Raw genomic sequence first — 24,145 nt, 5'->3', positions numbered from 1 at the left:
CACGTTCCGGTCGGGTCCGGGAATCGGGATTCGTGGCGTGGCGCGGTCGCGATCAGCGGAGAATTCCGTTGGTGGCCAACGGGCTACGGAGCCGACGATGTCACGACCGGATTCGCCTGCCGCGCAACAATTGCTGCAACTGCAGCACGTCCGCTGGACGGGGGGCACTCATGCACCTGCCTGCCGACGAGGCCCGCGAAATCCACCGCAGGCTCGACACCGACGGCGACGGCTTCGTCACCACCGACGATCTGCTCCAAGCCATCCACGACTATTACTTCGACGAGAATCCGGAAGGTGTCGGCAGCTGGCTGCTCGGCAAACTACCCGGCTGACTGCTTGACCATGAGGGGAACCTCTCCCTGAACATGCGGTTCATGACGCCGCCCCGGGACCCAGCTCTGCCACCGATTTTCCGCGGCCGGCTCTTCCACCGGGAGTGACCCCGGCAGCGAGAAATTCGGTTTCGCATCGAATTTCGCGGTGCTATCGTCGAAACACGACATCGGACCTACCGGAAAGGAGCGGCAAATGATCACACGGCTCGTGTGCGTCGCGCTACCGGTATTCCGCGTCCGATGGGCCTACGTCCATTGCGGCCCCGTGGTCTGACTTCCGTTCGGACCATCCCTGAGGGCCGCTCCCACCAGTTCACCACGGAGCGGCCCTTTTTCGTCTCCGCGGACGTGTTCACACACTCCCTCGTAGCCCAATTGGAAGAGGCACCGGTGTTAGGTACCGGTCGGTGCGAGTTCGAATCTCGCCGAGGGAACCGACTTTTCCGACCCGCGCACCTCAGCGCCGAGTGGGTGTCACCGTCGACGCCCGGCGCGGGTCACGTGCCCGTAGCTCAGGGGACAGAGTGCCTCGCTACGAACGAGGAGGCCGGAAGTTCGAATCTTCCCGGGCACACGTCACCGCTTCAGCAGTGTGCCCCAACTGTGTTCGAGTAGATCGAAGATGCGGGCGAGTTCGGCCCCGGTGCCAGTCCCGCATCTTCGGCGATGGCACGAGCCAAGGCGCCTTCGTGCCGCTCCCACATGTGCCGGAAATAGCTGCTCAGCGCCGGAGTTTCCTCGATCAGCCGCATGAATTCCGGCATTTGCGCGGTATCGGTGACACGCGGCCCGTTCAGATAGGCGTCTCGCAAACCCTGCAGCGCGGTCGTACCGGGCGCCCGGTCGCGGACCGCGGCCACCAGCGCCTGTTCCCGTTCGGCGTCCATATCGAAGACCAGCGACACCTTGCCGTCCGGGAAGTGCGCGAACAACGTGGGCACCGAGACGTCGGCCGCTTCGGCGATCTCCTTCAGGCTCACCGCGCCGTAGCCACGCTCCAGGAACAGCCGCAGGGCCGCATCGGCCAGCGCCTTCAATCCCGTCATCGGCGCGTTCCACCCATCCCGTCGTTCCGGCGTGCTTTTCGCCGGAATGACGGGATAGGATCGCAGCACCCTTACTCAACTAGTTGCATATGTGAGGTGGCGAGATGCATCCGTTCCGGGAAGCCGTGGAATCGGGGGATCCGGCGGCGATCGAGGCGCTGCTGGCCGATGATGTGGTGTTCACCAGCCCCGTAGCGTTCAAACCGTATCCGGGGAAGGCCATTACCGCGGCATTCCTGCGCGCGGTGTTGCGGGTGTTCGAGGACTTCCGGTACCTGCGTGAGATCGGCGACCCGAACGGCCGCGATACCGCACTGGTCTTCGAGGCCACCGTCGCCGGGAAGAAGGTCACCGGTTGCGATTTGATCCATCTGAACGACGACGGCAAGGTCGACGACCTGACGGTGATGGTTCGCCCGCTCTCGGCGGCCACCGCCCTGTCCGAGGCCATGGGCGCCCAGTTCGAGCGCATCAAGCAGGAGGCCACGGAGCAACTGCAGCGCGAGGCCGCCGATGCGTGAGCGAGGCTAGCCCTGTGCGGTTGGACGAAGCGACGGCGGTGGCGCGATTCCGGGCGGCCCGCGTCGCCAGGCTCGCCACCGTCGGCGCGGCCGGGCAACCGCATCTCGTGCCGGTGACCTTTGCGATAGCACCGGATTCGCCCGATACCGGACATCCTGTCGTCGTGACCGCGATCGATCACAAACCCAAAACCACCACAAATCTGCGGCGGCTGCGCAATATTGCCGCGAACGACCGCGTCTCCATCCTTGCCGACGCCTACGACGAGGATTGGGAGCGGCTGTGGTGGGTCCGGCTGGACGGCACGGCCCGGATTCTCACCGACGGCGTGGACCGCGGGGCGGCGATCGACTGGCTCATCGCGAAATACCCGCAGTACCAGGCGAATTCGCCACAGGGGCCGGTGATCCGGATCGACGTCGACGCCATACGCGGCTGGTCCTCCTCCACATAGGGGGTAGCGGCGCGCAATTCACTGGATCTTCGCGCGCACCGGTAGGCTCGGCGGGCAATGCAGGGGTCGATCGAGAGAAGGGGAATCACATGCGCGCTCATATCCTCGCCGGTGCCGTGGCTGCGTCCGGGCTGGGCATCCTGAGCGGCACCGCGGTGTCGGCGTCCCCGGTTGCCGCGGCGACCGTCGATCCCGCGGCGTACCGGCAGGACGACGGTTACTTCTTCACCACCCCGGACGGCGAGATCGGCTGCGGAATTCGCGACACCCCGCAGGGCGACCCGCCCGCGACCGCAGGCTGCCAGCGACTGGGCATTGCCGAACGCGATCGAACCGGTTGTCCCACAGCACGTCTCGGCGCGCCATCGCGAGCCGCCATGGTTTTCACCGACGGCCAGACCCGCCTGGTGTGCGCACCGGAGGGAACCTTCACCGCCGCAACGCCGGACCACACCCTGCCCTACGAAACCAGCCTCACCGTCACCAATTTCACCTGCACGTCCCGCCCCTCGGCCGTGCTGTGCGTGGACGACACCACCGGCCACGGCTTCCAGTTCGCCTCCGGGACCAACCTGCGCTGGTGAACGCGGGTGCGCGAGACTGAAGCGGTGAGTACCGAGAACGACCGCCGCACCCCGCCGCTGACCAGTCCCTCGATCCTGGTACTGACCCTGGCCAAGCGCACGGAGGCAGAGCTGAATGCGGCGCTCGCCCCCTTGGATCTGACGGTCGGGCGGCTCGGCCTGCTCGGTCACATCTCCGGCGTGCCGGGCGCGTCGTTCAGCGATCTGGCACGCATGTCGCGCATCAGCGTGCAGAGCGTCCACACCGCGGTGAAGGCGCTGGTCGGTGCGGGGCTGGTCCGCGACCGGACGGCCCGCGCGGGATCGGCGTCGACGATCGAGCTCACCCCCAAGGGCGTTCGGCTGCTGCAGGCGGCCGAGGAGGTGGTGGCGGAGGTCGACCAGCGGCTGTTCGGCCCCGAGGCCGATCCCATTCTCCGGCAGATCGGCTCCGCCGTACTCGACGCCTTCTCCGGCGAGCCCACGTCCTGATACCAACGCGCCCAATCGATGTGGCATCGCGCACATCCTTCAGACTAGTTGAAGGATATTGCTAGGCTTCAGCTCACCTGAAGGAAGGGAGCTGTCCGTGCGCAATCTCCTGCTGTCGATTCATGTGGTGGCGGCGATCGTTTTCGTCGGCGGCTCGGCCGTCGCCACCAGCCTGTTTCCCCGCTACGCCCCGCTGGCCGAGGGAGCCGATCCAGGGCCCGAGCGCAATCGCGCCGTCGCGGCCGCCCTGCATCGCATCACCGGCACCTACGCCATGCTCGGCCTGATCGTTCCGGTGGTCGGCATCGCCCTGGCATTCGTCCAGGGGCGGATGGGCGAGATCTGGATAACCCTCGCGATCGCCCTCACCGCATGCGCCGCCGGCATCATCACCACGATCATCCACCCGATGCAGCGCCAGGCCCTCGACTCCCCCGACGAGGGCCGACGGCTGCGATCGCTGGGCATGCTGGCCGGGATCTACAACACGCTGTGGCTGATCGTCGTGGTGCTCATGATCGTCCGCCCCGGCTCGTCCGCCTGAGGCATGAAACAACAACTACATCAAGGAGTTCCGATGACGGAGACGATCTCGCTGCCCGAGACGCCGCTGGCGACCGCGGCGCACCGATTGCTCACCGAGGCATTGCCGGATCATCTGCGCCACCACAGTATTCGCGGCTACCTCTTCGGCCTGGCCGTCGCTCGCGGTCACGGGCTGCGGCCCGGGGTGGACTACGACGACGAAACCATGTTCCTCATCTGCGCCCTGCACGATATCGGGCTGTCGGATCGGGCCAACGGCAATCAGCGATTCGAAATGGACGGCGCCGACTACGCCGCCACCTTCCTGGAGGAGCGCGGGGTCACCGACGATCGGGTCGACATCGTCTGGGACGCCATCGCCGCACACACCACGGGGCTCAGCGGCTCACCGGTCTATCGGCGGCGGCGACCGGCGGAGATCTGGATCGCCGTCGACGGGATCGGCATCGACGTCATGGGCGGGCCGGGCGACCTGCCGCCCGGCTATGCCGATCTGGTCCACGCGGCCTATCCGCGCCTCGGCGGCACGCGCGCTCTCACCGAATCCATTGCAGCCCAAGCCATCACCAACCTCCACAAGGCACCCCCCGGATCGCTGCCCGGCGAGATCGTGCGCCAACGCCACCCCGAATCGCCCTATCCGACCTGGGACACGATCTCCGCCAACGGATGGGGCGACTGACCGTAAAAGACGTTCACCGAAGACTTTTGGAAATGGCGCGTTTCATATTTCCATCTGGAAGTATCTGCCCGTCCTCCGCCATTGTCAAGCTTTCGATCGAACTGCATACAACTCGTTGACCTGGACTGATGTAACTGTTAGTTTCGGGCAACCGGCCCGTTTGGGCCGGTTGTTCCGAACCGAATGCAGGTGCGCTGGCGCCGGCGCCTACCTGAATTCAAGAATCTCCCAGGTGAGTACCATGAGTTACGGAAGAGCCCTTCGCAACGACATCCATCACGACAACATCACGCCACTCATCGGAATCTACGATATGTATTCCGCATCGCTGGCCTCCCAACATTTCAACGGCATGTTCGTGTCCGGCTTCGGATTTGCGGCCTCCCACTACGGCCTGCCCGACATCGGATTCATCGCCTGGCCGGACGTCGTCCACTTCGTGCAGCGGCTCCGGCTGGCCTTCCCGCACCAGCACCTGCTGATAGATATAGACGATGGCTATGTCGATCCCGAGGTCGCCTGCCATGTGATCACGCATCTCGAAAGCATCGGCGCCTCGGGTGTCATCCTCGAGGACCAGAAGCGGCCCCGGCGCTGTGGGCACGTCTCCGGTAAGCAAATCCTTCCCCTGAACGAGTATCTGGAGAAGCTGAATCTGGTGCTCGAGACCAGATCCGATCTGGTCGTCGTGGCGCGCACGGACGCCACCGAGGAGTCCGACATCCTGTATCGCGCCGCCGCCCTGGCCGATACCGACGCCGACGTGCTGCTGGTCGACGGTGTCCGCAGCATCGACTGGATTCGCAAAGTACGCAAGGTGATCGGCGACAAGCCGCTGCTGTTCAACCAGATCGCCGGGGGCCTGTCCCCGCGACTGTCACTACCCGAACTGCAGGATCTCGGCGTCAACGTCGCGATCTACTCCACGCCGTGTCTGTTCGCCGCGCATACGGCGATCACCGACGCACTGGTGGAATTGCGTGCCAACGACGGTCGGCTGCCGGAATTCGGTGATTCCAGTATCGGTGTAGCAGCGTCGCTCTCGCTGCTGGAACGCAATATGGCGCGCCATCGCCAGGTCAAGCTCGCCGCGTGAATCGCCTACCGGCGTCGCGGTTCCGGCCGATCGGCATTGGCCCCTGAATGTCGACCGGTTGCGACGATCGGTATCGCGCGCAGTGCCCCGGGACCACCGTTCCGGGGCACTGCGACAATAATCGCGCGCCTCGCTGCCTACCGCGCTCTGCGGCATGACAGAGGTAGGCTCGGGCTGTTGTCGGCCGATGAAATACCGGCGCAGAGAAAGGGCCCCGATGCCGGAAGATTCGACTGAGCACCAGGACGGGCACGGCAAAGGTATTGATCGCCGCCTCGTCCTGGGCGGCGGTGCCGCGGTCGCCGCGGCCGCGGTCGGTGGTGGATTGATCGGAGCGAAGGCAGGTTCGGCCGAGCCCGCCCCCATGCCGTCCGAGGGCGATATGGAGACCCACCTCGACCAGTCGTCGCACCTGTTCAAACTCACCGCCGCGCAGAAGTCGACCTACGACGGCGGATATCTGCAGGGTGCCAACGAAAATACGTTCCCGATTCTGCGCGGACAGCGTGGCGCGGTGTATTTCGTGCGCCTGGAGGTGGGCGGATTCCGCGAGCCGCATTGGCATCCCACGGCCTGGGAGCTGAACTTCGTCATCTCCGGCAAGTCGAAGTGGACCATCCTCGGCACCCACCCCGACGGGCGGTACCACACCACCACCTTCGAGGCCGAGCAGGGCGATCTGGTCTTCGCCCCGCAGGGTCACCTGCACTACTTCGAGAACGCTCGCAGCGATGCGCCGCTGGACGTGCTGGTGATCTTCAATTCGAGCGCCGGGGAGCCCTACGACGACATCGGCATCGTGGCGTCGTTGAACGCCATGCCGCGCGACGTGCTCGCCGCCGCGTTCGGAGTACCGGAATCCACGTTCGCTCCCATCCCGGCCGAGATCGAACCGATCGTGATCGGCCGCCGCCGATAACAGGAACTACAGCGCGCCGTCCTCGCCGTCGGGCGGCGGCTCGTCGCCCCCACCGCCGCGGATCGAATACAGCACACCCGGCAGCTTATCGGGTTTCACCAGCACATCGCGGGCCTTGGAACCCTCACTGGGCCCGACGATTCCGCGGGTCTCCATGAGATCCATCAGGCGTCCGGCCTTGGCGAAGCCGACGCGCAGTTTGCGCTGCAGCATCGAGGTGGAGCCGAACTGCGAGGTCACCACCAGCTCCACCGCCTGCAGCAGCAGATCCAGATCGTCGCCGATATCCGGATCGATATCCTTCTGCTCACCGGCCTTTGCGGCGGTGACGCCCTCCTCGTACTCCGGCTCGGCCTGATTCTTGGTGAATTCGACGACCCGCGCGATCTCCTCGTCGGAGATGAACGCGCCCTGCAAGCGGGTGGGTTTGGACGCACCCATCGGCAGGAACAGCCCGTCGCCCATGCCGATCAGCTTCTCCGCGCCCGGCTGGTCCAGGATGACGCGGGAGTCGGTCAGCGACGAGGTGGCGAAGGCCAGGCGGGAGGGCACATTGGTCTTGATCAGGCCGGTCACCACGTCCACCGAGGGCCGCTGGGTCGCCAGCACCAGATGAATGCCCGCGGCACGGGCCTTCTGGGTGATGCGCACGATCGCGTCCTCGACGTCGCGCGGCGCGGTCATCATCAGATCGGCCAGCTCGTCGACGATGGCGAGGATGTAGGGGTAGGGCCGGTACACCCGCTCGCTGCCCAGCGGCGCGGTGATCTGGCCCGATCTCACCTTCTTGTTGAAGTCGTCGATGTGGCGGACCTTGCTGGCCTGCATGTCCTGATAGCGCTGCTCCATCTCCTCCACCAGCCAGGCCAGCGCGGCGGCGGCCTTCTTCGGCTGGGTGATGATGGGCGTGATCAGGTGCGGAATGCCCTCGTAGGGAGTCAGTTCCACCATCTTCGGATCGATGAGGATCATCCGCACCTCATCGGGAGTCGCGCGATGCAGCAACGACACCAGCATCGAGTTCACGAAACTCGACTTACCCGACCCTGTCGAACCGGCTACCAGAAGATGCGGCATCTTGGCCAGATTCGCCGCCAAATACTCGCCCTCGATGTTCTTGCCGAGCCCGATCACCAAGGGGTGGTGGTCGTTTCGCGTCGAGGGCGCCTTGAGCACATCGGCCAGCCGGACCAGTTCGCGATCGGCATTGGGCACCTCGATACCCACGGCGGACTTGCCGGGGATCGGTGCCAGCAGCCGCACATTCTCCGTCGCCACCGCGTAGGCGATATTGCGGGCCAGTGCGGTGATCTTCTCGACCTTCACGCCGGGCCCGAGTTCCACCTCGTAGCGGGTGACCGTCGGGCCGCGGACGAAACCGGTGACCGCGGCGTCGATCTTGAACTGGACGAGCACTTCCGTGATCGCCTCGATCATGGATTCATTGGCGGCGCTGCGCTTCTTGGGAGGCTCGCCGTCGACTAGCAGCGACAGCGACGGCAGCTGATAGTCACCCTCGACCTGACGTTCGGTGACGAACTCCAACTGCTGCGGAGCGGGCGGTTCGGGTGTCTGGTCGACGACCTTGGGCGCCTTCTTGGGTTTCGCCTTCGGCGGGGGTGCGGGAGTGGCCTTTTCCGTCTCCGCGGCGATCTCCTTGGCATCGCGCAGCGGCGGCTCGCCGATCACCTCGGTCACCGCGTCGGAACCGCCGAATTCGTCGGTCGGGTAATTCTCCTGTGGGGTGCGGCCTTTGCGGCGCGAGGACTTCCGATGCACCGGGAAGCCGTCCGCGTCATAGCTTTCCGGGCCGTAGAGGCCGTATTGCCCATCGTAGGAGTCGTATTCGTCGCCGCCGCTCCCGGTGCCGAACAGGTGCCGCAGCCGCTCGGGCACCTCCCGCACGGTGGTGCCGGTCACCAGCAGCAGGCCGAACACCATGGCCAGCAGCAACAGCGGGACCGCGAGCCAGGAGGTCAGGCCGTCCCGCAGCGGTCCGCCCACCACATATCCCGCGAAACCGGCCGCATGGGCCCGGCCGTGCTGATCGGTCGGCGCGCCCGCGGCGATATGCCACAGCCCCAGCGCCGGCAATCCGAGCAGCAGCCCGCCCAGCACCAGCCGGGGCCGGATCTCCGGGTGTGGTTCGGTGCGCATGAGGATTACCGCAATGCCCGTGGCCACGAACGGGAGAGCGCCCGATGCGGATCCGGAGACCCACCGCACGGCGGTATCGACCCAGTGCCCGACGGGACCACCCGCCGACAACCACACCGCGGCGGCGATGATGACGCTGAACGCGATGAGCACCAAGGCGATTCCGTCGCGCCGATGCCCGTGTTCGATCTCCCCGGCGCGGCTCAGGGTGCGCGTGGTGGCGCCCACGCCGCGGGCGAGCATATTCCAGCCGTTGCCGATGCCGCGGCTGAAGACCGCCAGCGGGGCGGTGTTCGACCGCTGCCGAGCGGGACGGCGCGCGGGGGTGGCCCGTCCGCGCGGCGTCGACCGCGTCCGGGAAGCGCCGGAACGAGACCGCGCCGGAGCCCGCCCGCGGGTCGATCCCGCCCGCGTGCTGGACGTCGTGGTGCCGCGGGACTTACCTGCCATGTCCCTCAGGCTAACCGCAACGGCCTCATTCAGACCATCCGCAACACCCACACCACCGATATCACAGTCGCTGTCGCCGAGCCGGGAACCACGCCGAACGACCGCCCACCGGGATTATTTGCCTGCTCAGCCAGCAAAATTCGCGTGCGGGCACCGCTGTGCCGTGCGCGCTCCTACGATGTATGTGCATGTCCCACCCCCACGCTGGTGCGGTTCCGATGAACGACGAAGACGTCAAGGCTGGCCAGGCGAAACCGAGCATCGCCCGGACCTACAGCTATCTGCTCGGAGATCGCGACTACTACGCCGTCGACCAGGAAATCGGCCAGTATTTCCTGGACGTGCTCCCCGGCTCGGTGCGCATCGCCACCTCCGCCCGCCGAGCGGTCGAGCGCGCCGTTCGCGAGATCGCGCGCGCGGGGGTGCGCCAGTTCGTCGACTTCGGCTGCGGCCTGCCCACCGTCGACAATGTGCACCAGATCGCCCAGCGTGCGGATCCGGCCGCGCGCGTGGTGTATGTGGACAACGATCCGATCGTGGTCGCGCACGTCCGCGCGACCATGGCCACCGATGAGCGGACCTGCGCGATCCAGGCCGACGTGCGGGAGCCGCTGTCGATTTACGACAACGCGGACACGCGGCGGCTGATCGACTTCGGCGAACCCGCCGGGCTGTTGTTCAGCGCGGTGCTGGGCTTCCTCAACGACGACGAGAACCCGACCGCCATCATGGGTTTCTGGGCCGACCGCATCGCCCCCGGCAGCCTGGTCTACATCTCGCATTTCCGCTCCGGATACAACGGGCAGACCTCGGCGGCCGAGCAGAAACTGCAGGGCACCTGGGGCCGTGGCCGCTGGCGCAGCGATTCCGAGATCGCCGAGCTGTTCTCCGGCCTGGAGCTGCTCGACCCCGGCCTGGTCCCGTGCGCCCTGTGGCGCCCCGACACGGACCACACCGGACGGACCCCCGAGACCACGACCTGGGAGGAACTGATCGTCTCGGGCCTGGCCCGCAAGTCCTGACCGGCCGGAGCTACACGCTGCGGTCCGCGGCGAAGACCGCCCGCACATCGTCCTCGGAGCCGACGGCGTCGAGGCGAACCTCGTTGCGGCCGAAGGCGTGCAGGAGCAACTCGGAGGGTTTGCCGGTGAGGACGACCGCATCACCGCCGACGTTGTGGGCGGTGACCCGCTCCCCCTCCGGCGTGGCCAGCACCACGCTCACCGGGGATTTGCGGTAGGCCATGCGGGCCATGCGCCGCAGCACGTTCCATAGTCGCGCCTCGTCGCCGGAGGGCAATTCCCGTGGCTCCCAGCCGGATCGGCCGCGGCGCACATCCTCGTGGTGGACGAACATCTCGGTGAGGTTGACGACCGCATCGATCGGGCGCAGCGGCGACCACCACGGCGGGCCGGTGCGAATCTGTTCCAGCAGTTCGGTGAACGGCTTGCGCGCCGTCGCCGCCTGCACCGAATTCGTATACCCGGCAAGGGGTTTGAGCAGAATACCGGGCGTGGCGTCGGGACGGCGTTCACGCACCACCAGATGCGCGGCCAGATCCCGCACCGTCCACGCCCCGCACAGGGTAGGCGCGTCCGGACCGGCCGCGGTCATGGTCACGACCAGCGCCCGGCGCTCCCGCTGAGCCATACTCATGTACCCGAGGGTAGCCCCGGCTCAGACTCCGATGACGGTGGGGACGATCATCGGGCGGCGGCGGTAGGCCTCGGCGACCCAGCGGCCGACCACTCGGCGCACGCTCTGGGCGATGCGGTGGGTGTCGGTGACGCCCTCACCGGCCAGGCGCATGAGCTCGGCCTCGACCAGTTCCTGCGCCTCGACCAGCGCGCCCGGATCGTCGGAGAAGCCGCGGCCGGACACCTCCGGCGCGCTGACCGCCTTACCGGTGGACGAGTCGACGGCGACGGTGATCGCGATGAATCCGCCCTCGCCGAGGATCAATCGATCCGACAGCGTCGATTCGCCCACGTCGCCGACCGACAGGCCATCGACATACACCTGCCCGACCGGGAAGCGGCCGACGATCGAGGCGATGCCGTCGACCAGGTCGACCACCACACCGTCCTCGGCCAGCACGACCCGATCCTCCGGCACGCCGGTCGCGACCGCCAGCGCGGCATTGGCGCGCAGATGCCGCCATTCGCCGTGCACCGGCATGGCATTGGTGGGCCGCACCGCGTTGTACAGGTACAGCAGCTCACCGGCCGAGGCATGGCCGGACACATGGACCTTCGCGCTCTGCTGGGTGACCACGGTGGCGCCGAGCCGCGCCAGGCCGTTCACGACCGCGAAGACCGCATTCTCGTTGCCCGGGATCAGCGACGACGCCAGCACGACGAGATCGTCGGCGCGGATATTGATCTGGCGGTGGTCGCCGCGGGCCATCCGCGACAGCGCCGACAGCGGTTCGCCCTGCGAACCGGTGGAGATCAGCACCAGCTTGTGGCCCGGCAGGTTTGCCGCCTGATCCAGATCCACCACGAGCCCGTCGGGGAGGTTCAGATAACCCAGGTCCTGGGCGATCTGCATATTGCGCACCATCGAGCGCCCGACGAAGCACACCCGGCGGCCGTGGCGCTCGGCCACGTCGACCACCTGCTGGATGCGGTGCACGTGGCTGGCGAACGAGGCGACGATGACCCGGCCCTTGGCCTTGCCGATGACATTGTCGAGCACCGGCCCGATCTCGCGCTCGGGCGTGACGAAGCCGGGCACCTCGGCATTGGTGGAGTCGACCAGGAACAGATCCACGCCTTCGTCGCCGAGCCGGGAGAAGCCGGCCAGGTCGGTGAGGCGGCCGTCGAGCGGCAGCTGGTCGAGCTTGATGTCGCCGGTGTGCAGCGCCAGCCCGGCCGGGGTGCGCACGGCCACCGCGAGGGCATCGGGAATCGAGTGGTTGACCGCGAAGTACTCGCATTCGAACGGGCCGTGGGTGGTCTTCTCGCCCTCGGTGACCTCGATCAGCTTGGGCTGCAGCCGGTGCTCGCGGCACTTGGCGGCCACCAACGCGAGGGTGAACTTCGAACCCACGACGGGAATGTCGGGGCGCTGGCGCAGCAGGAACGGCACCGCGCCGATGTGGTCCTCGTGGCCGTGGGTCAGCACGACGGCCGCCACCTCGTCCATCCGGTCCTCGATGGGCCGGAAGTCGGGCAGGATCAGGTCGACACCGGGCTGCTGATCCTCCGGAAACAGCACGCCGCAGTCGATGATCAGCAGTTTGCCGTCGAATTCGAAAACGGTCATATTGCGGCCGATTTCGCCGATGCCCCCGAGTGCGAACACCCGCAGGCCGTTGCGCGGTAGCTCGGGCGGCAGGCCCAGCGCGTGCGGGTCGGCCTGCGGCTGCTGTTCGGCCTCCGCAGCGCGGCCGGGCTGTTCGGCACCCCGACCCGCGTATTCGGCAGCGCGGCCGGGTCGTTCGCCGCGACCCCGGCCGTTGTTGCGACCGCGACCCCGGCGGCCCCGGTCGTTGCGGTCGGAGCTCGACGGCTCGGCCTGCGGAACGGATTGTTCCGCCTCGCGCAACGTCTGCTCGGCCGCGTGAGCGGTCTGCTTGGCCTGCTGCGCAACCTCTTTCGCCTGCTCGGTCCCCTGGATCGAGGGCCGCTGCGGCGGCGGGGCGGGGGCGGGGGCTCCCGCGGCGCGGGAGGCGGCACGGCGGCGCTGACGGCGGTTGGTCGGTTCACTCATGCGGACACTCCCGCCGCTTCCAGATCGGCGGCGATCAGGCGAAGTTGGTCGGGATCGGGCATCAATTGCGGCAGGCGGGGTGCGCCCACTTCGGTGCCGAGCACGCGCAGCGCACCCTTGACCAGCGACACTCCGCCGACCCGGGCCATGGCCCGCATCAGCGGCAGCATGCTCACGTGGATCTCGCGGGCGCGGGCCACGTCACCGGCGAGGTAGGCCTCGCGCAGCCGTACCAGGCGGTCGGGCACGAGATGGCCGATGACACTGATGAATCCGATCGCGCCCACCGACAGCCACGGCAGGTTCAGCACATCGTCGCCGGAGTAGTAGGTCAGCCCGGTTTCGGCGATCATCTCGGCGCCCGCACCCAGATCGCCCTTGGCGTCCTTGACCGCGACGATGCGCGGATGTTCGGCCAACCGGCGCAGTGTCTCCGGGGCGATGGGCACCACCGAGCGCGGCGGGATGTCGTACAGGGTGACCGGCAGATCGGTGGCGTCGGCGACGGCGGTGAAGTGCGCGACCAGTCCCTCCTGGGAGGGCCGCGAGTAGTAGGGGGTTACCACCAGCAATCCGTGCGCGCCGGCGCGTTGGGCGTTGCGCGCCAATTCGATGCTGTGCGCGGTGTCGTAGGTGCCGGCACCCGCGATGACGGTGGCGCGGTCTCCGACGGCGTCGACGACGGCGTGCAGCAGATCGAACTTCTCCGACTCGGTGGTCGTCGGCGACTCCCCGGTGGTGCCGGAAATGGCCAGCAGATCGACGCCGCTGTCGACCAGACGGGCGGCCAATGCGACGCCGGTGTCGACATCGAGCTTGCCCTCCGCGGTAAAGGGGGTCACCATCGCGACTCCGACCGTGCCGGACGCGCGCAGCTCCGTTCGCGTCGATTCACCGTACGTCATGGTCAGAAAGGCTACCCGGTCGGCGAACGGCCATTGAACGGTTGTCCGCCTTATCCGCAACCGAACCCGCCGGTGTACCCTGCGACAACATCGGTGACATCATTTTGCTGCTTGCGTGATGTCATCTATGACGTCACGCTGGTGCCATGGATTTGAACAGATATACGGCCCGCCTGCGCGAGGATCTGGTGGCGGCCGCCGCCCTCGGCGACGAGAAAACCCAGGCCACCGCGGCCGCATTGGCCGCGGCCACCGAGAATTCCGCGCGCCTGACCCTGCTGGCGGCGCTGTCGGATCTGGCCACCGAGATCAGCGAGACCCTCGGCGACCGGACCGTGCACGTCTCCGTCGACGGCACCGACGCCCGCGTCGACGTCCGCCCCAACGCCACCGAGGAGCACCACCCGACCTTCGAGGAGATGACCGGCGACATCAGCCGCGTCACCCTCCGCCTGGTAGAGAACATCAAGGCCCGAGCCGAAGAGGCCGCCGCCCAGAGCGGCCAATCCCTCAACTCCTGGCTCTCCACCGCCGTTCAGGGCGCCTTACGCGACCAGATGCGCCGCGGCGGCCCCGGCCGCTGCGACGACTGACCTAGTCCGACACCGTGACGTTGCCGTCGGTGTCGATCTCGGTGCGGCGGTCGTAGTCCAGGGAATGGGCGAGTACCGTCGCGAGCACCCGGCGGCCCAGCGGGAGTACCCGAACCGTTACCGAGCCCGCGTTGGCGGCGTCCAATTCCCTTGTGGCGGCTTCGATTACGCGTTGGCGCACCCAGGGTGGGACACCGGCGAAGCCGCCGTCGTCGAGCAGCACGACCTCGACCCCGCGGGAGCGGGCGCCGCGGGCGGCGCCGCTGAGTTCGTCGGTGACCAGTTGCGGGGCGCGCAATCCGTCGCGCAGTTCGGCCTCCAGCAGGCGGCATTCCTCGCGTTCGGCGACGGTCAGCGCCGCACCCTCGGCGATGCGCTCCAGGATCGGGCGGGCCACCCGATCCAGGCGGGCCAGCTGCCGGATGCGTTCGCCGTCGGCGGCGGCCATCGTCGCCTCCGCGGCCGCGCGAATGGTGGCCTCCTCGCGCAAGCGGCGCAGCGAATGCTGGGTCGGGCGCATGATGAGCGCGAACGCCGAGATCGCGATCACCGTGCCGACGGGCACGATGGGCGCCACGATCGTGCCGGCCGACTCCCCGGCGCGGGCGCCCGCCACCGCGATCACCGCCGCCACCCCCGCGACACCCAGCCACGCCCAGCCCATCCGGCCGCGCAGCACCAGCACCGCCAGCACATACGAGGAGGCGAAGGTGGTCCACAACATGTGGTGGGCGCGTTCGGTATTCAGATTCGACGTCGTCAGCGCCGACGCCACCGGCGCGGCGGCGGCCACGAACATCGTGACCGACAACGGCAGCGGATCGACCGGCACCACCAGCACCAGCGCCCCGGCGGTGGCGAGCACGATCATGCCGGCCAGCGCCGCGACCGGAGGGGCGCTGGCCAGATTGCCCATCATGTACAGCACGATGGTCAGTTCCAGGATCACCAGGAACAGCCATGCCATCCCGCCGCGCAGGCCCAGCAGCTCTCGCAGCCCGAACCGCGCCTCGTTCTCCAGGCCCGGATCAGTGTGAGCCATCGCCGCCCCACACCAGGGTCACCGTCGTCCCCTCGCCGGGGGCCGACTCCACGAATCCGGCGCCACCGGCCAACTGCCGCATGCGGCCCAGGATGCTGACCGAGATCCCGAGCCGGTCGGCCGACACCTGGCGCACGTCGAAACCCGCTCCGTCGTCGGCGAATACGATCCTGATACTGCCCGCGCTGATCGTGCACGTCACCGTGCGATGCACGTCGCGGCCGGGCACCGAGGCGTGGCGCAGGCTGTTGCGCACCGCCTCGCCCAGCGCCGCCGCCAGCGTGCTCGCGACGTGCACGGGCATGCGCAAGTCGTCGAATCCGGGCCAGGTCCGGGTGGCGAAGCGGATGCCCGGATTCACCTCGTGCACGGCCGAGCGCAGGAAGATGACCGCCGCGCGGGCGTCGAGCACATCGGGTTCGTGCGCCTCGACCCGGATCTCGTCGAGCTGTTCCAGCGTACGTTCGGCCTGACGGCGCAACACTTCCGAGCTCTCGCCGCCCCGCGAGGCGTCCAGCAGCGTGGACAGCACCGCATCGTGAATGAGCGCGGCGAAGCGGGCGCGCTCGTGATCGCGGGCCGCGGCGGCCGCCGCCGAGGCCGCGCGGCGACTGGCGATGGCCGACTCGCGGTCCACATGGGCCGCCGCACCCAGCGCGCAGGTCGTGCACCACAGAAACAGCGCCGACAACCCGAAGATGCGCGCGAACGCGGTCAGTGCCGACGCCGCGGTGAACGGCTCGACCAGATAGATATTGCTCAGGGCCGACCCGATCGAGCCGACCACCAGATAGCCGATCGACAGTCTCCGCGACCAGGCCATCGCCGCGGCGACCACGCCCAGCGGCATCATCCGATACAGCCACACCGCCGTCGCATCGATGCTGTGCACGTGCAGGGCGAAGGGCATCGTCGCCAGGGCGGCCAGATTGCACAGCGCCGCGGCACCGGCGACCATGCGAATCACCCTGGGGCTGGACCGGATCGAGACCGCCGCCAGCAGCGGATACAACCCGAACATCAGCAATACGGCCAGCGGCGCCCACCAGACCGCGGCGATCCGGCCCTGCTCACTGATCTCGGGCAGGTCGACCAGACCCATGATCACGCCACCGATTCCGACCGACAGCCCGAGCCGCCGGATGATCCGGTCGAAGGCGACAGCGCTCATATCTTGCTCCACCGTAGACCGCCCGCGCCACCATCCCGCGATCCGCGGTAGCGCGCCCGGTCTGGTCAGCGGAGTTTCCAACGTGCCGGCGATCACGACAGTGCCTCACATGCACGCGGCATCATCACGACCACCGCGGTGGTCGCGCTGTTGGTCGAGCGGTTCATCCGCGCGGAGTATTGCGCTCGGGCACCGGCAGCCAACCATCCTCCACGGCCCGTTTGTACAGATCGGTCTTGGTGGGCGCAGGACGGCCGGCGTCGGCGTACTTCTGCCGGATACGCCCCAGATAGTCGTTGACGGTCTGCTCGGACAGTCCGGTCAGCCGCGCCACGCGCGACGCCTTCTCCCCCGAGGCGTAGAGCGTGAGTACCTCCTGTTGGCGCGGGCTCAGGCCGACGTCGGACAGCTGCGGGTCACTGTCGATGGCCGCCGCCCAGTCGGTGGTCACGACCTGCTCACCCGAGGCTGCCGCGCGCACCGCCGACACCACCGTCTGCACGTCCTCGGATTTGCGCACCACCCCGAGCACACCGGCGCGGGCGGCCGAACGCACCAGGAACGGATTGTCGGCGCCGGTGAAGACAAGCACCTCGAGGCCGCGGTCGCGCAGCGCGCGCACGTTGTCCTCCGGCGTGGAACCGTCGGCGAGCCGCAGATCCAGCACCACCAGATCCAATTCCGGTGCCGTCGCGAGCAATTCGCGCACCGTCCCGGCCGTGAGGACCAGTTCCAGATCCGGTTCGGGGGCCAGCATGGTGGCCAGGCCGAGCGCCACGGACTCGTGGTCCTCGACGAGCCCGATCCGCGCCGGTCTCGACGTACCCTGCTGTGTCGCCTCCACGGCGCAGTCACCTCTTCCCAGTCCCGAACACCTCGCTCCGTCCGCCCGCGCGCATCGGCGACCGGAGCATACTTGTGTGTCGAGTATGCAGGGCCCGAGCGCTCAGGTGTGAGCCCAGAATTCAGGGGGCCGGATTTCTTGACCGGTCAGGACATCAATTGTGCGGCAATCGTCCCTCCGAGCTCCCAGCACTTCTCCCGAATTTGCTTGTCCGGCTGCCCGGTCACGATCACCGGCGCGGCCGCCTTCTCCCACGCCAGCCCGGTGGTGATGGTCTCGATACTGCGCTCGGCCCCCTCGGTGCCCTGATTGCCGTGAATGTAGTAGCCGTAGGGGCGGCCGCGAGTGGAGTCGAGGCAGGGATAGTAAAAAGTATCGAACGCATGCTTGAGGGCTCCCGACATATAGCCGAGATTGGCAGGGGTGCCCAGCAGATAGCCGTCGGCTTCCAGTACGTCACTCGCCGTCACCGCGAGCGCCGCTTTCCGCACGACGTCCACGCCTTCGATTTCCGGATCGGTCGCCCCCGACAGCACGGCCTCGAACATATCCTGCAGGAATGGCGAGGGCGTGTGGTGGATGATCAGCAATCGCGACACACCGCCGAGCCTAACGCGCCGCGCCCGGCTTCACGGTTCATGACCACGCCCCGGTCGGAGCGGCCCGTCAGGCGGCGAAGACGGTGCGGACGACGGACTCGTCGCCGTCGATCTCGACCAGTCCGAGGGCGCGAGCGTCGCTGAGGGTGAGGGCCCCGGCGGCGAGGCCGAGGATGTAAGCGGGATCGGCGCGGACGGTGGCGTCGAGGTCGCGGCCGTCATGCGGGCCGACCTCGAAGCCGGAGCGCGTCGCGCGGAGCTGGTAGGGCGGGCCGCCGATCTCGAGGCCGACCGTCGCCGAGCGGCGGACCTCGACCCGGGTGTCGAGCAGGGCGGGGATGGTGAGGGTGAGCCACTCGGGGCGGAAGGTGTCGCCGTCGGGGCCGCGGACCATCAGCGGGGTGGACCAGCGGATCAGGCTCTCGATCGGCCGGCGCAGCTCGGCACCCCACGGCGTGAGGGCGTACTCGACCACGCTGCCCTCGCCGGCCAGTCGCCGCTCGACCACGCCCGCGGCCTCGAGGTCGCGGAGCCGGTCGGCCAGCAGGTTGGTCGCGATGCCGGGGAGGCCCTCGATCAGGTCCCGGTAGCGGGCGGGGGCGATGAGGAGCTCGCGGACGATGAGCAGGTTCCACCGGTCGCCGACGACCTCGAGGGACCGGGCGAGCCCGCAGTACTGGCCGTAGCTACGCATCGCCTCCTCCTTCTACTTGAGATTTCCCAGTACGTGTGAGATATTCAAGCCTACTTTACGATCGAGTCGAGGGGGCCCGCCATGGCCGATACCACCAAGAGTGTGCGGCCGGCCTGGGTCGACGACGGCCTGTTCCCGTTCGAGAGCCGCTTCGTCGATATCGACGGGCACACCGTGCATTACGTCGACGAGGGATCGGGTCCCACACTGCTGCTCCTGCACGGCAACCCGACTTGGTCGTTCCTCTGGCGCGACGTGATCCGCGCGCTGCGCGACAACTTCCGCTGCATCGCCCTCGACTACCCGGGATTCGGGCTGTCGACGCCGAAGCCCGGCTACCGTTACCTGCCCGAGGAACACGCAGACGTCGTCACCGGGTTCGTCGACGCGCTCGGCCTCGACGGGGTCACTCTGGTCGGGCAGGATTGGGGCGGTCCGATCGGTCTGGCCGCCGCTGTACGGCGGCCGGGCGTCTTCGATCGGCTGGTGCTCGCCAACGCCTGGGCCTGGCCGGTCAACGGCGACCTCTACTTCGAGGCCTTCGCTCGCATCGCCGGCGGACCCCCGATCCGCTTCCTGGCCCGGCGGCTCAACCTCGTCGTCAACGCGTTCATCCCCATGGGCCACCGAAGGCGCAAGCCGACCGCAGCCGAGATGACCCACTACCGCCGGGCGCTGGACACCCCCGAGCGGCGCCAGGCCTCCGCCGTGCTCCCCGGCCGGATCATCGCCAGCCGGGCCTTCTTCGCCGAGGTCGGGGCCGGCCTTGCCGACCTCGCCCACCTGCCGACACTGATCGTGTGGGGTGACGCCCAAATCGGCTTCCGCCCCCAGGAGCGCGAACGCCAAGAAGAAATCTTCAGCGACCACAAGACCGTGATCATCGAGGGCACCGGCCTGTACGTGGAGTCCGACGCGCCCGAGGAGTTCGTCGCCGCGATCCGCGACTGGGCAGCGACGCAGCGCGGAGACGCGAGTCGTGCGGGCGAGACAGACCTGAAGGCCACTCTCACCCGCACGGGGCGCGACGACAGCACGCAGCAAGACACGCCGTAGGTGCGCGAACACCGACTCGGCAGCGGGCGCTGCGCATTCGGTCAGCGAGGAGCGAGGTGCATGCGGATGTCGTCGGCGGCCCAGAGGACGAAGCGTTCGACGGGGATGACGGGGTGGTCGGGGTCGAGGGCGAAGCGGAAACGGTGCAGCAGGATCGCCAGGGCCAGTTGGGCTTCGAGCATGGCCAGGGCGGCGCCTTCGCAGCTGCGGGGGCCCAGGCCGAAGGGGATGTAGGCGAGGCGGGGGCGCTCGGAGATCCGTTGCGGGGTGAAGCGGGTGGGATCGAATCGTGCCGGCTGAGGCCAGTATTCGGGGTTCATGTGCACCGCGCGGATGGGGTAGAAGATGGTGGTTCCGGCCGGGATCGAGTAGCCGCCCAGGTCGAGAGGGCCGACGGTTTCGCGCGCGGCGTAGGGGCCGGGTGGGTAGAGCCGCATGGACTCCTCGAGAACCATCTTCAGATAGGGCAGGCGCTTGAGGTCCGCGTAGTCGGGGGCCGGGCGGTCATCGAGGACGAGGCCGAGTTCCGCGATGACGCGGTCGGTCACCTCCGGATATTGCGCGAGCAGGTAGAGGCTCCAGGACACGGCGACGCCCGTGGTGTGGTGGGCGGCCAGCATGGTCATCAGGACGGTGTCGCGGATGCGCGCGGGAGGCTGGCCGGCGGCCACCAAGGCGTCGATCAGATCGCTGCCGTGGGAGCCGGGCCGGTGCGCCGCGAGCACCCGGTCCACGGTCGCCCGCAGATATGCCAGGGCCTGCTCGGCCCGGTCGGCACGCTGTGCCTCGGTGCCCGGGACGTCGACGTGGTACAGCCGGGCCAGATGCTCGGTCAGGACGTCCTGGAACGCCGACACGATCCGTCCGGCCTGTTCCGGGGAATCCACCGCGCTGCCGAGCGCGTACTCGCACACCATCCGCAGCGACAGTTCGCTGAGATCCTTCTGCAACTCCACCGGACCGTCCTGCGCGGCCCAGCGATCGGCCAGGTCGCGGCACAGCGCCACGAACCCGGCGAAATGCGCCTCGTGCGAGGGGCGTCCGGCCAGCACGGACAGCAGCAACCGCCGCCAGGGCGTGTGCTCCTCGGCGGACATGGTCTGCAGATTGCCGGACTCCTGAAGCGGGACAAGGAATTCGAACAGTTTGTCCGGCCGCTCGTCGACCTTCGCCGTCGCCTCCAGCAGAACCGGATCCGCAATCGACACGGCCCTCCGGGCGCCGGGGAGCCGGAACCGCACCACCGGCCCGTACTCGGCGTGCAATGTCATCTGATAGTTGTGCAGCCCACCGGCGGCCGTGATCTCGGCGGTGCCGTCACCGTCGCCGGGAGGTCCGGGAATTCGTTCGAAAGCACCGTCGGCGCCTGTTTCCATCGCCACCCTCCAGGTAGTGCGTGACGCCATGCTCCCGCACGGAAGCTTTTCACGCAAGGAACGAAAACCCTTGGGGCCGAGAGAATCCCACCGAAATACCCGCCCATCGCAGGTCGAATGCGTATCGACCGGAGCCCGAACGGGCACTAGGGGTTCGAGACGCCCCCCTGGACGAACGAACCCGCGGCCGGTCATCATGGGACGACCGGCCGCGGGCAGGACCGAGGCAGAATCAGCGGATCGCGAGCTCCGCTCCGCCGTCGTCGGCACCGCTGACCGGGATCTGCGGCGGTTTGCAGTCGGCGGTCGGGGGCTCACCGGACAGCGACTGCAGGATGCACCCCACATCGATCTGCGAGCTGAGAGACGAACTGCCCGTTCCGGCCTGAGCCATCGGAGCGGCAATGAAAAGTGATGCGGCACAGAGCATTCCGCCCACCGCGAGTTTCCGAGCGATCATGACCCGTTCATCGCGGCACCGACAGCGTACGTTGCACGCACCGCCGCCCCCAATTCCACGGGCTCCCAGCCGGGTACCGTACCGGGCGTGCCTTCTCGATCGCGTTTGCCCAGGTTGCCCGAGCTCACGCCGCCGCAGGACCCGCGGCGGGGGTATTCGCAGCAGGAGATTCTCGCCGAGCTGCGGCGGCTGATCCTCGACGGCAACCTGCCACCGGGCACGGGGCTGCCGCTGCGGGAGTTCGCGCAGCGGTTCGATGTGAGCGCGATTCCGGTGCGGGAGTCGCTGCAGACCCTGATCGGCGAGGGGCTGGTCGAGCACCGGCCCAACTTCGGATACACCGTGACCCGCCTCACGGCCGGTGAGCTGCGCGAACTCTATGTGGTGCGGGAGCGGCTGGAGTCGGTGGCCTTGGCCGCCGCGGTCGACCGGGCGGGAGCGGAGGATCACCGGATCGCCGCCGAGGCCCATGCCCGGCTCGAGCGGGCCGTACTCGACGACGACCCGGCGGCCTACCACCGCGAGACCCGCACCTTCCATCTGGCCCTGACCAGGCCGTCGGGCATGGCACGGCTGGTACACATGCTCGAATACGCCTGGAACATCACCGAGCCGGTGCAGCCCATGGTCCACGTCAGCGCCGGCGAGCGGGCAGTGCTGCATGCCGATCACAGCCGCCAGCTGGCCGCCTTCCTGGACCGGGATGCCGCCGAGTTGCTGAAGGCCACCGAATTGCACCATGCTCGTCTGAACAAAGTGGTGGAGGGTCTGCCGACCGATACGGGTCTGTTTGCCGAGCCGGGCTCGGGAGAAGATATATAGTTTTCGCAACAAACCGGCAATACCGGCTCGATAGCGTCGCCCGATCAGACTCCCGCCTGCGGGACAGACGATCGGATGTGCGACATGAGCGAGACGGTTGCGCTGCCGGCGGAGGCAGTACCGACACCCCCGGCACGTGCAACGCCGACCTACGACCCCCGGCTGACCAACGACGACCTCGCCCCGCTCGCGAAGCAGACCTGGGGCGCCTACAACATCTTCGCGTTCTGGATGTCGGACGTGCACAGCGTCGGCGGCTACGTCACCGCGGGCAGTCTGTTCGCACTGGGTCTGGCCAGTTGGCAGGTGCTGATCGCGCTGGTGGTGGGGATCGGCATCGTCCACCTGTTCTGCAATCTGGTCGCCAAGCCGAGTCAGCGCACCGGCGTGCCCTATCCGGTCATCTGCCGCAGCGCGTTCGGCGTGCTGGGCGCCAACATTCCCGCGATCATGCGCGGCCTGATCGCGGTGGCCTGGTACGGGATTCAGACCTTCCTGGCCTCGGCGGCCCTGGATGTGGTGCTGATCAAGCTGTTTCCGGGGCTGGCTCCCTACGCGGTGGCCGATGATTACGGCTTCCTGGGCCTTTCGGCGCTGGGCTGGGGCAGTTATCTGCTGCTGTGGGTATTGCAGGCGTGTGTGTTCTGGCGCGGTATGGAGTCGATCCGGAAATTCATCGACTTCTGCGGCCCGGCCGTCTACGTGGTGATGTTCGCGCTGTGCGGATATCTGATCGCCGAGGCCGGGTGGGACGCCATCGACCTGAACCTGTCCACCGTCACCCACACCGGATGGTCGGCGGTGCCGGTCATGTTGGGCGCGATCGCCCTGGTCGTCTCGTATTTCTCCGGACCGATGCTGAACTTCGGCGACTTCTCCCGCTACGGCAGATCCTTCACCGCCGTCAAACGCGGCAACCTGCTGGGCCTGCCGATCAACTTCCTGGTGTTCGCACTGCTGGTGGTGATCACCGCCTCGCTGACCGTGCCGGTGTACGGCGAGCTGATCACCGATCCCGTGCAGACCGTGGCCCGCATCGACAACACCTTCGCAATCGTGCTGGGCGCCTTGACTTTCACCATCGCGACCATCGGCATCAATATCGTCGCCAACTTCGTCTCCCCCGCCTTCGACTTCTCGAATGTGAATCCGCAGAAGATCAGCTGGCGCGCGGGCGGCATGATCGCCGCGGTCGGCTCGCTGGTCATCACGCCGTGGAATCTGTACAACAATCCGGAGGTCATCCACTACACGCTCGAGACACTGGGCGCCTGCATCGGCCCGCTGTTCGGTGTGCTCATCGCCGACTACTACCTGGTGCGCCGCCAGCAGGTGGTGGTGGACGACCTGTTCACTATGTCGCCGAACGGAACCTATTGGTACCGAAAGGGTTACAACCCCGCGGCGATCGTCGCCACCGTCGTCGGAGCGCTCGCCGCGGTGTTCCCCGTGCTGACCTCGGGCCATCTCCCCGGCATGTACACCGCGGCCCAGTACAGCTGGTTCATCGGCTGCGGCCTGGGCCTGGCCGGTTACCACGTCCTGGCCACCCGCGGCCCGCTGCGGCTGCCCACCTACTCCCCTGTCACCTGAACCCCGTGAGG

At 67.8% G+C, this 24,145-nt stretch carries 26 protein-coding genes and 2 tRNA genes; 16 read left to right on the top strand and 12 right to left on the bottom strand.

The window, feature by feature from the left end; translation table 11 throughout:
• Window positions 1-170 precede the first annotated feature (170 nt).
• From IU452_RS13615 to IU452_RS13605, 3 genes are all read left to right on the top strand, one after another.
• Window positions 171-335, top strand: coding sequence for a hypothetical protein (locus tag IU452_RS13615; protein WP_195109360.1), 165 nt, complete (start codon window positions 171-173; stop codon window positions 333-335).
• 363 nt (window positions 336-698) lie between these two features.
• Window positions 699-772, top strand: a tRNA-Leu gene (locus IU452_RS13610).
• 67 nt (window positions 773-839) lie between these two features.
• Window positions 840-912, top strand: a tRNA-Arg gene (locus tag IU452_RS13605).
• Between the two features lie 10 nt (window positions 913-922).
• On the opposite strand, the gene IU452_RS13600 is transcribed toward IU452_RS13605, so the two are convergent.
• On the bottom strand, window positions 923-1,384 hold the full coding sequence (locus tag IU452_RS13600; RefSeq protein ID WP_195109359.1) for a TetR/AcrR family transcriptional regulator: 462 nt from the start codon (window positions 1,382-1,384) through the stop codon (window positions 923-925).
• Between the two features lie 104 nt (window positions 1,385-1,488).
• Between IU452_RS13600 and IU452_RS13595 the strand changes: the two genes are divergently transcribed.
• From IU452_RS13595 to IU452_RS13560, 8 genes are all read left to right on the top strand, one after another.
• On the top strand, window positions 1,489-1,905 hold the full coding sequence (locus IU452_RS13595; RefSeq protein ID WP_195109358.1) for a nuclear transport factor 2 family protein: 417 nt from the start codon (window positions 1,489-1,491) through the stop codon (window positions 1,903-1,905).
• Window positions 1,906-1,925: 20 nt separating this feature from the next.
• A complete protein-coding gene (locus IU452_RS13590) occupies window positions 1,926-2,360 on the top strand; it encodes a TIGR03668 family PPOX class F420-dependent oxidoreductase (protein ID WP_228817762.1) in 435 nt (144 codons plus the stop codon).
• Window positions 2,361-2,449: 89 nt separating this feature from the next.
• Window positions 2,450-2,944 carry a hypothetical protein gene (locus IU452_RS13585; protein ID WP_195109356.1) on the top strand — a complete coding sequence of 165 codons (495 nt, stop codon included), beginning with the start codon at window positions 2,450-2,452 and terminating at the stop codon, window positions 2,942-2,944.
• A gap of 24 nt (window positions 2,945-2,968) precedes the next feature.
• On the top strand, window positions 2,969-3,415 hold the full coding sequence (locus IU452_RS13580; RefSeq protein WP_195109355.1) for a MarR family winged helix-turn-helix transcriptional regulator: 447 nt from the start codon (window positions 2,969-2,971) through the stop codon (window positions 3,413-3,415).
• Between the two features lie 97 nt (window positions 3,416-3,512).
• Window positions 3,513-3,959, top strand: coding sequence for a hypothetical protein (locus IU452_RS13575; protein WP_195109354.1), 447 nt, complete (start codon window positions 3,513-3,515; stop codon window positions 3,957-3,959).
• 33 nt (window positions 3,960-3,992) lie between these two features.
• Window positions 3,993-4,643, top strand: coding sequence for an HD domain-containing protein (locus IU452_RS13570; protein WP_228817516.1), 651 nt, complete (start codon window positions 3,993-3,995; stop codon window positions 4,641-4,643).
• A gap of 241 nt (window positions 4,644-4,884) precedes the next feature.
• Window positions 4,885-5,739: an isocitrate lyase/PEP mutase family protein gene (locus IU452_RS13565; RefSeq protein ID WP_195109352.1), complete on the top strand. Its 855-nt coding sequence runs from the start codon at window positions 4,885-4,887 to the stop codon at window positions 5,737-5,739.
• 217 nt (window positions 5,740-5,956) lie between these two features.
• On the top strand, window positions 5,957-6,658 hold the full coding sequence (locus tag IU452_RS13560; protein ID WP_195109351.1) for a cupin domain-containing protein: 702 nt from the start codon (window positions 5,957-5,959) through the stop codon (window positions 6,656-6,658).
• Window positions 6,659-6,664: 6 nt separating this feature from the next.
• Here IU452_RS13560 and IU452_RS13555 read toward each other — a convergent pair whose 3' ends face one another.
• Window positions 6,665-9,265, bottom strand: coding sequence for a DNA translocase FtsK (locus IU452_RS13555; protein WP_195109350.1), 2,601 nt, complete (start codon window positions 9,263-9,265; stop codon window positions 6,665-6,667).
• A 218-nt stretch (window positions 9,266-9,483) separates the two neighbouring features.
• On the opposite strand from IU452_RS13555, the gene IU452_RS13550 reads away from it, so the two are divergent.
• Window positions 9,484-10,287 carry an SAM-dependent methyltransferase gene (locus IU452_RS13550; RefSeq protein ID WP_195109349.1) on the top strand — a complete coding sequence of 268 codons (804 nt, stop codon included), beginning with the start codon at window positions 9,484-9,486 and terminating at the stop codon, window positions 10,285-10,287.
• A gap of 10 nt (window positions 10,288-10,297) precedes the next feature.
• Here the strand turns inward: IU452_RS13550 and IU452_RS13545 are convergent, their stop codons facing one another.
• The 3 genes from IU452_RS13545 to dapA are packed head-to-tail and all read right to left on the bottom strand — an operon-like array spanning window position 10,298 to window position 13,884.
• Window positions 10,298-10,921, bottom strand: a complete 624-nt coding sequence (locus IU452_RS13545; protein WP_195109348.1) for a TIGR03085 family metal-binding protein — start codon at window positions 10,919-10,921, stop codon at window positions 10,298-10,300.
• A 21-nt stretch (window positions 10,922-10,942) separates the two neighbouring features.
• Complete coding sequence (locus IU452_RS13540) at window positions 10,943-12,979, bottom strand: ribonuclease J (RefSeq protein ID WP_195109347.1); 2,037 nt, start codon at window positions 12,977-12,979, stop codon at window positions 10,943-10,945.
• The gene (gene dapA / locus IU452_RS13535; protein WP_195109346.1) at window positions 12,976-13,884 is read right to left on the bottom strand and encodes a 4-hydroxy-tetrahydrodipicolinate synthase; all 909 of its coding nucleotides are present in this window, start codon (window positions 13,882-13,884) and stop codon (window positions 12,976-12,978) included. The genes IU452_RS13540 and dapA overlap by 4 nt, the downstream gene beginning before the upstream one ends.
• Window positions 13,885-14,030: 146 nt before the next feature.
• Between dapA and IU452_RS13530 the strand changes: the two genes are divergently transcribed.
• The gene (locus IU452_RS13530; RefSeq protein ID WP_195109345.1) at window positions 14,031-14,477 is read left to right on the top strand and encodes a hypothetical protein; all 447 of its coding nucleotides are present in this window, start codon (window positions 14,031-14,033) and stop codon (window positions 14,475-14,477) included.
• Between the two features lies 1 nt (window position 14,478).
• On the opposite strand, the gene IU452_RS13525 is transcribed toward IU452_RS13530, so the two are convergent.
• The 5 genes from IU452_RS13525 to IU452_RS13505 form a co-directional block, all read right to left on the bottom strand.
• Window positions 14,479-15,519 (bottom strand): hypothetical protein, encoded by a 1,041-nt coding sequence (locus IU452_RS13525; RefSeq protein ID WP_195109344.1) that lies wholly within the window; start codon window positions 15,517-15,519, stop codon window positions 14,479-14,481.
• A complete protein-coding gene (locus IU452_RS13520) occupies window positions 15,506-16,690 on the bottom strand; it encodes a sensor histidine kinase (protein WP_195109343.1) in 1,185 nt (394 codons plus the stop codon). The genes IU452_RS13525 and IU452_RS13520 overlap by 14 nt, the downstream gene beginning before the upstream one ends.
• Before the next feature lie 163 nt (window positions 16,691-16,853).
• Complete coding sequence (locus IU452_RS13515) at window positions 16,854-17,534, bottom strand: response regulator (protein WP_195109342.1); 681 nt, start codon at window positions 17,532-17,534, stop codon at window positions 16,854-16,856.
• Between the two features lie 146 nt (window positions 17,535-17,680).
• Window positions 17,681-18,133 carry a flavodoxin family protein gene (locus tag IU452_RS13510; protein ID WP_195109341.1) on the bottom strand — a complete coding sequence of 151 codons (453 nt, stop codon included), beginning with the start codon at window positions 18,131-18,133 and terminating at the stop codon, window positions 17,681-17,683.
• Window positions 18,134-18,200: 67 nt separating this feature from the next.
• Complete coding sequence (locus tag IU452_RS13505; RefSeq protein ID WP_195109340.1) at window positions 18,201-18,827, bottom strand: winged helix-turn-helix transcriptional regulator; 627 nt, start codon at window positions 18,825-18,827, stop codon at window positions 18,201-18,203.
• 81 nt (window positions 18,828-18,908) lie between these two features.
• Here IU452_RS13505 and IU452_RS13500 point away from each other — a divergent pair, with 81 nt between their 5' ends.
• Window positions 18,909-19,883: an alpha/beta fold hydrolase gene (locus IU452_RS13500; RefSeq protein WP_195109339.1), complete on the top strand. Its 975-nt coding sequence runs from the start codon at window positions 18,909-18,911 to the stop codon at window positions 19,881-19,883.
• A gap of 41 nt (window positions 19,884-19,924) precedes the next feature.
• On the opposite strand, the gene IU452_RS13495 is transcribed toward IU452_RS13500, so the two are convergent.
• Entirely contained in the window at window positions 19,925-21,259 is a 1,335-nt protein-coding gene (locus IU452_RS13495; protein WP_195109338.1) for a cytochrome P450, read from the bottom strand.
• Window positions 21,260-21,491: 232 nt separating this feature from the next.
• Window positions 21,492-21,719, bottom strand: coding sequence for a hypothetical protein (locus IU452_RS13490; protein ID WP_195109337.1), 228 nt, complete (start codon window positions 21,717-21,719; stop codon window positions 21,492-21,494).
• Window positions 21,720-21,806: 87 nt separating this feature from the next.
• Here IU452_RS13490 and IU452_RS13485 point away from each other — a divergent pair, with 87 nt between their 5' ends.
• Both IU452_RS13485 and IU452_RS13480 read left to right on the top strand, forming a co-directional pair.
• On the top strand, window positions 21,807-22,541 hold the full coding sequence (locus tag IU452_RS13485; RefSeq protein ID WP_195109336.1) for a GntR family transcriptional regulator: 735 nt from the start codon (window positions 21,807-21,809) through the stop codon (window positions 22,539-22,541).
• An 84-nt stretch (window positions 22,542-22,625) separates the two neighbouring features.
• Window positions 22,626-24,134, top strand: coding sequence for an NCS1 family nucleobase:cation symporter-1 (locus tag IU452_RS13480; protein ID WP_195109335.1), 1,509 nt, complete (start codon window positions 22,626-22,628; stop codon window positions 24,132-24,134).
• Window positions 24,135-24,145: the final 11 nt, after the last annotated feature.

The sequence above is a fragment of the Nocardia transvalensis genome (assembly GCF_015477765.1).
GTDB classification, from domain to species: Bacteria; Actinomycetota; Actinomycetes; order Mycobacteriales; family Mycobacteriaceae; genus Nocardia; species Nocardia transvalensis_A.
Note: the sequence above shows the minus strand (reverse complement) of the source record. Positions and strands in the feature narration are given on the sequence as shown.

Excerpts from the sequence above, each read along its gene's own strand:
- IU452_RS13615 (WP_195109360.1), top strand. The coding sequence starts at position 171 with ATGCACCTGCCTGCCGACGAGGCCCGCGAAATCCACCGCAGGCTCGAC.
- IU452_RS13600 (WP_195109359.1), bottom strand. The coding sequence starts at position 1,384 with ATGACGGGATTGAAGGCGCTGGCCGATGCGGCCCTGCGGCTGTTCCTG.
- IU452_RS13595 (WP_195109358.1), top strand. The coding sequence starts at position 1,489 with ATGCATCCGTTCCGGGAAGCCGTGGAATCGGGGGATCCGGCGGCGATC.
- IU452_RS13585 (WP_195109356.1), top strand. The coding sequence starts at position 2,450 with ATGCGCGCTCATATCCTCGCCGGTGCCGTGGCTGCGTCCGGGCTGGGC.
- IU452_RS13570 (WP_228817516.1), top strand. The coding sequence starts at position 3,993 with ATGACGGAGACGATCTCGCTGCCCGAGACGCCGCTGGCGACCGCGGCG.
- IU452_RS13565 (WP_195109352.1), top strand. The coding sequence starts at position 4,885 with ATGAGTTACGGAAGAGCCCTTCGCAACGACATCCATCACGACAACATC.
- IU452_RS13560 (WP_195109351.1), top strand. The coding sequence starts at position 5,957 with ATGCCGGAAGATTCGACTGAGCACCAGGACGGGCACGGCAAAGGTATT.
- IU452_RS13555 (WP_195109350.1), bottom strand. The coding sequence starts at position 9,265 with ATGGCAGGTAAGTCCCGCGGCACCACGACGTCCAGCACGCGGGCGGGA.
- IU452_RS13550 (WP_195109349.1), top strand. The coding sequence starts at position 9,484 with ATGAACGACGAAGACGTCAAGGCTGGCCAGGCGAAACCGAGCATCGCC.
- IU452_RS13545 (WP_195109348.1), bottom strand. The coding sequence starts at position 10,921 with ATGAGTATGGCTCAGCGGGAGCGCCGGGCGCTGGTCGTGACCATGACC.
- IU452_RS13540 (WP_195109347.1), bottom strand. The coding sequence starts at position 12,979 with ATGAGTGAACCGACCAACCGCCGTCAGCGCCGCCGTGCCGCCTCCCGC.
- dapA (WP_195109346.1), bottom strand. The coding sequence starts at position 13,884 with ATGACGTACGGTGAATCGACGCGAACGGAGCTGCGCGCGTCCGGCACG.
- IU452_RS13530 (WP_195109345.1), top strand. The coding sequence starts at position 14,031 with ATGGATTTGAACAGATATACGGCCCGCCTGCGCGAGGATCTGGTGGCG.
- IU452_RS13525 (WP_195109344.1), bottom strand. The coding sequence starts at position 15,519 with ATGGCTCACACTGATCCGGGCCTGGAGAACGAGGCGCGGTTCGGGCTG.
- IU452_RS13520 (WP_195109343.1), bottom strand. The coding sequence starts at position 16,690 with ATGAGCGCTGTCGCCTTCGACCGGATCATCCGGCGGCTCGGGCTGTCG.
- IU452_RS13505 (WP_195109340.1), bottom strand. The coding sequence starts at position 18,827 with ATGCGTAGCTACGGCCAGTACTGCGGGCTCGCCCGGTCCCTCGAGGTC.
- IU452_RS13500 (WP_195109339.1), top strand. The coding sequence starts at position 18,909 with ATGGCCGATACCACCAAGAGTGTGCGGCCGGCCTGGGTCGACGACGGC.
- IU452_RS13495 (WP_195109338.1), bottom strand. The coding sequence starts at position 21,259 with ATGGAAACAGGCGCCGACGGTGCTTTCGAACGAATTCCCGGACCTCCC.
- IU452_RS13490 (WP_195109337.1), bottom strand. The coding sequence starts at position 21,719 with ATGATCGCTCGGAAACTCGCGGTGGGCGGAATGCTCTGTGCCGCATCA.
- IU452_RS13480 (WP_195109335.1), top strand. The coding sequence starts at position 22,626 with ATGAGCGAGACGGTTGCGCTGCCGGCGGAGGCAGTACCGACACCCCCG.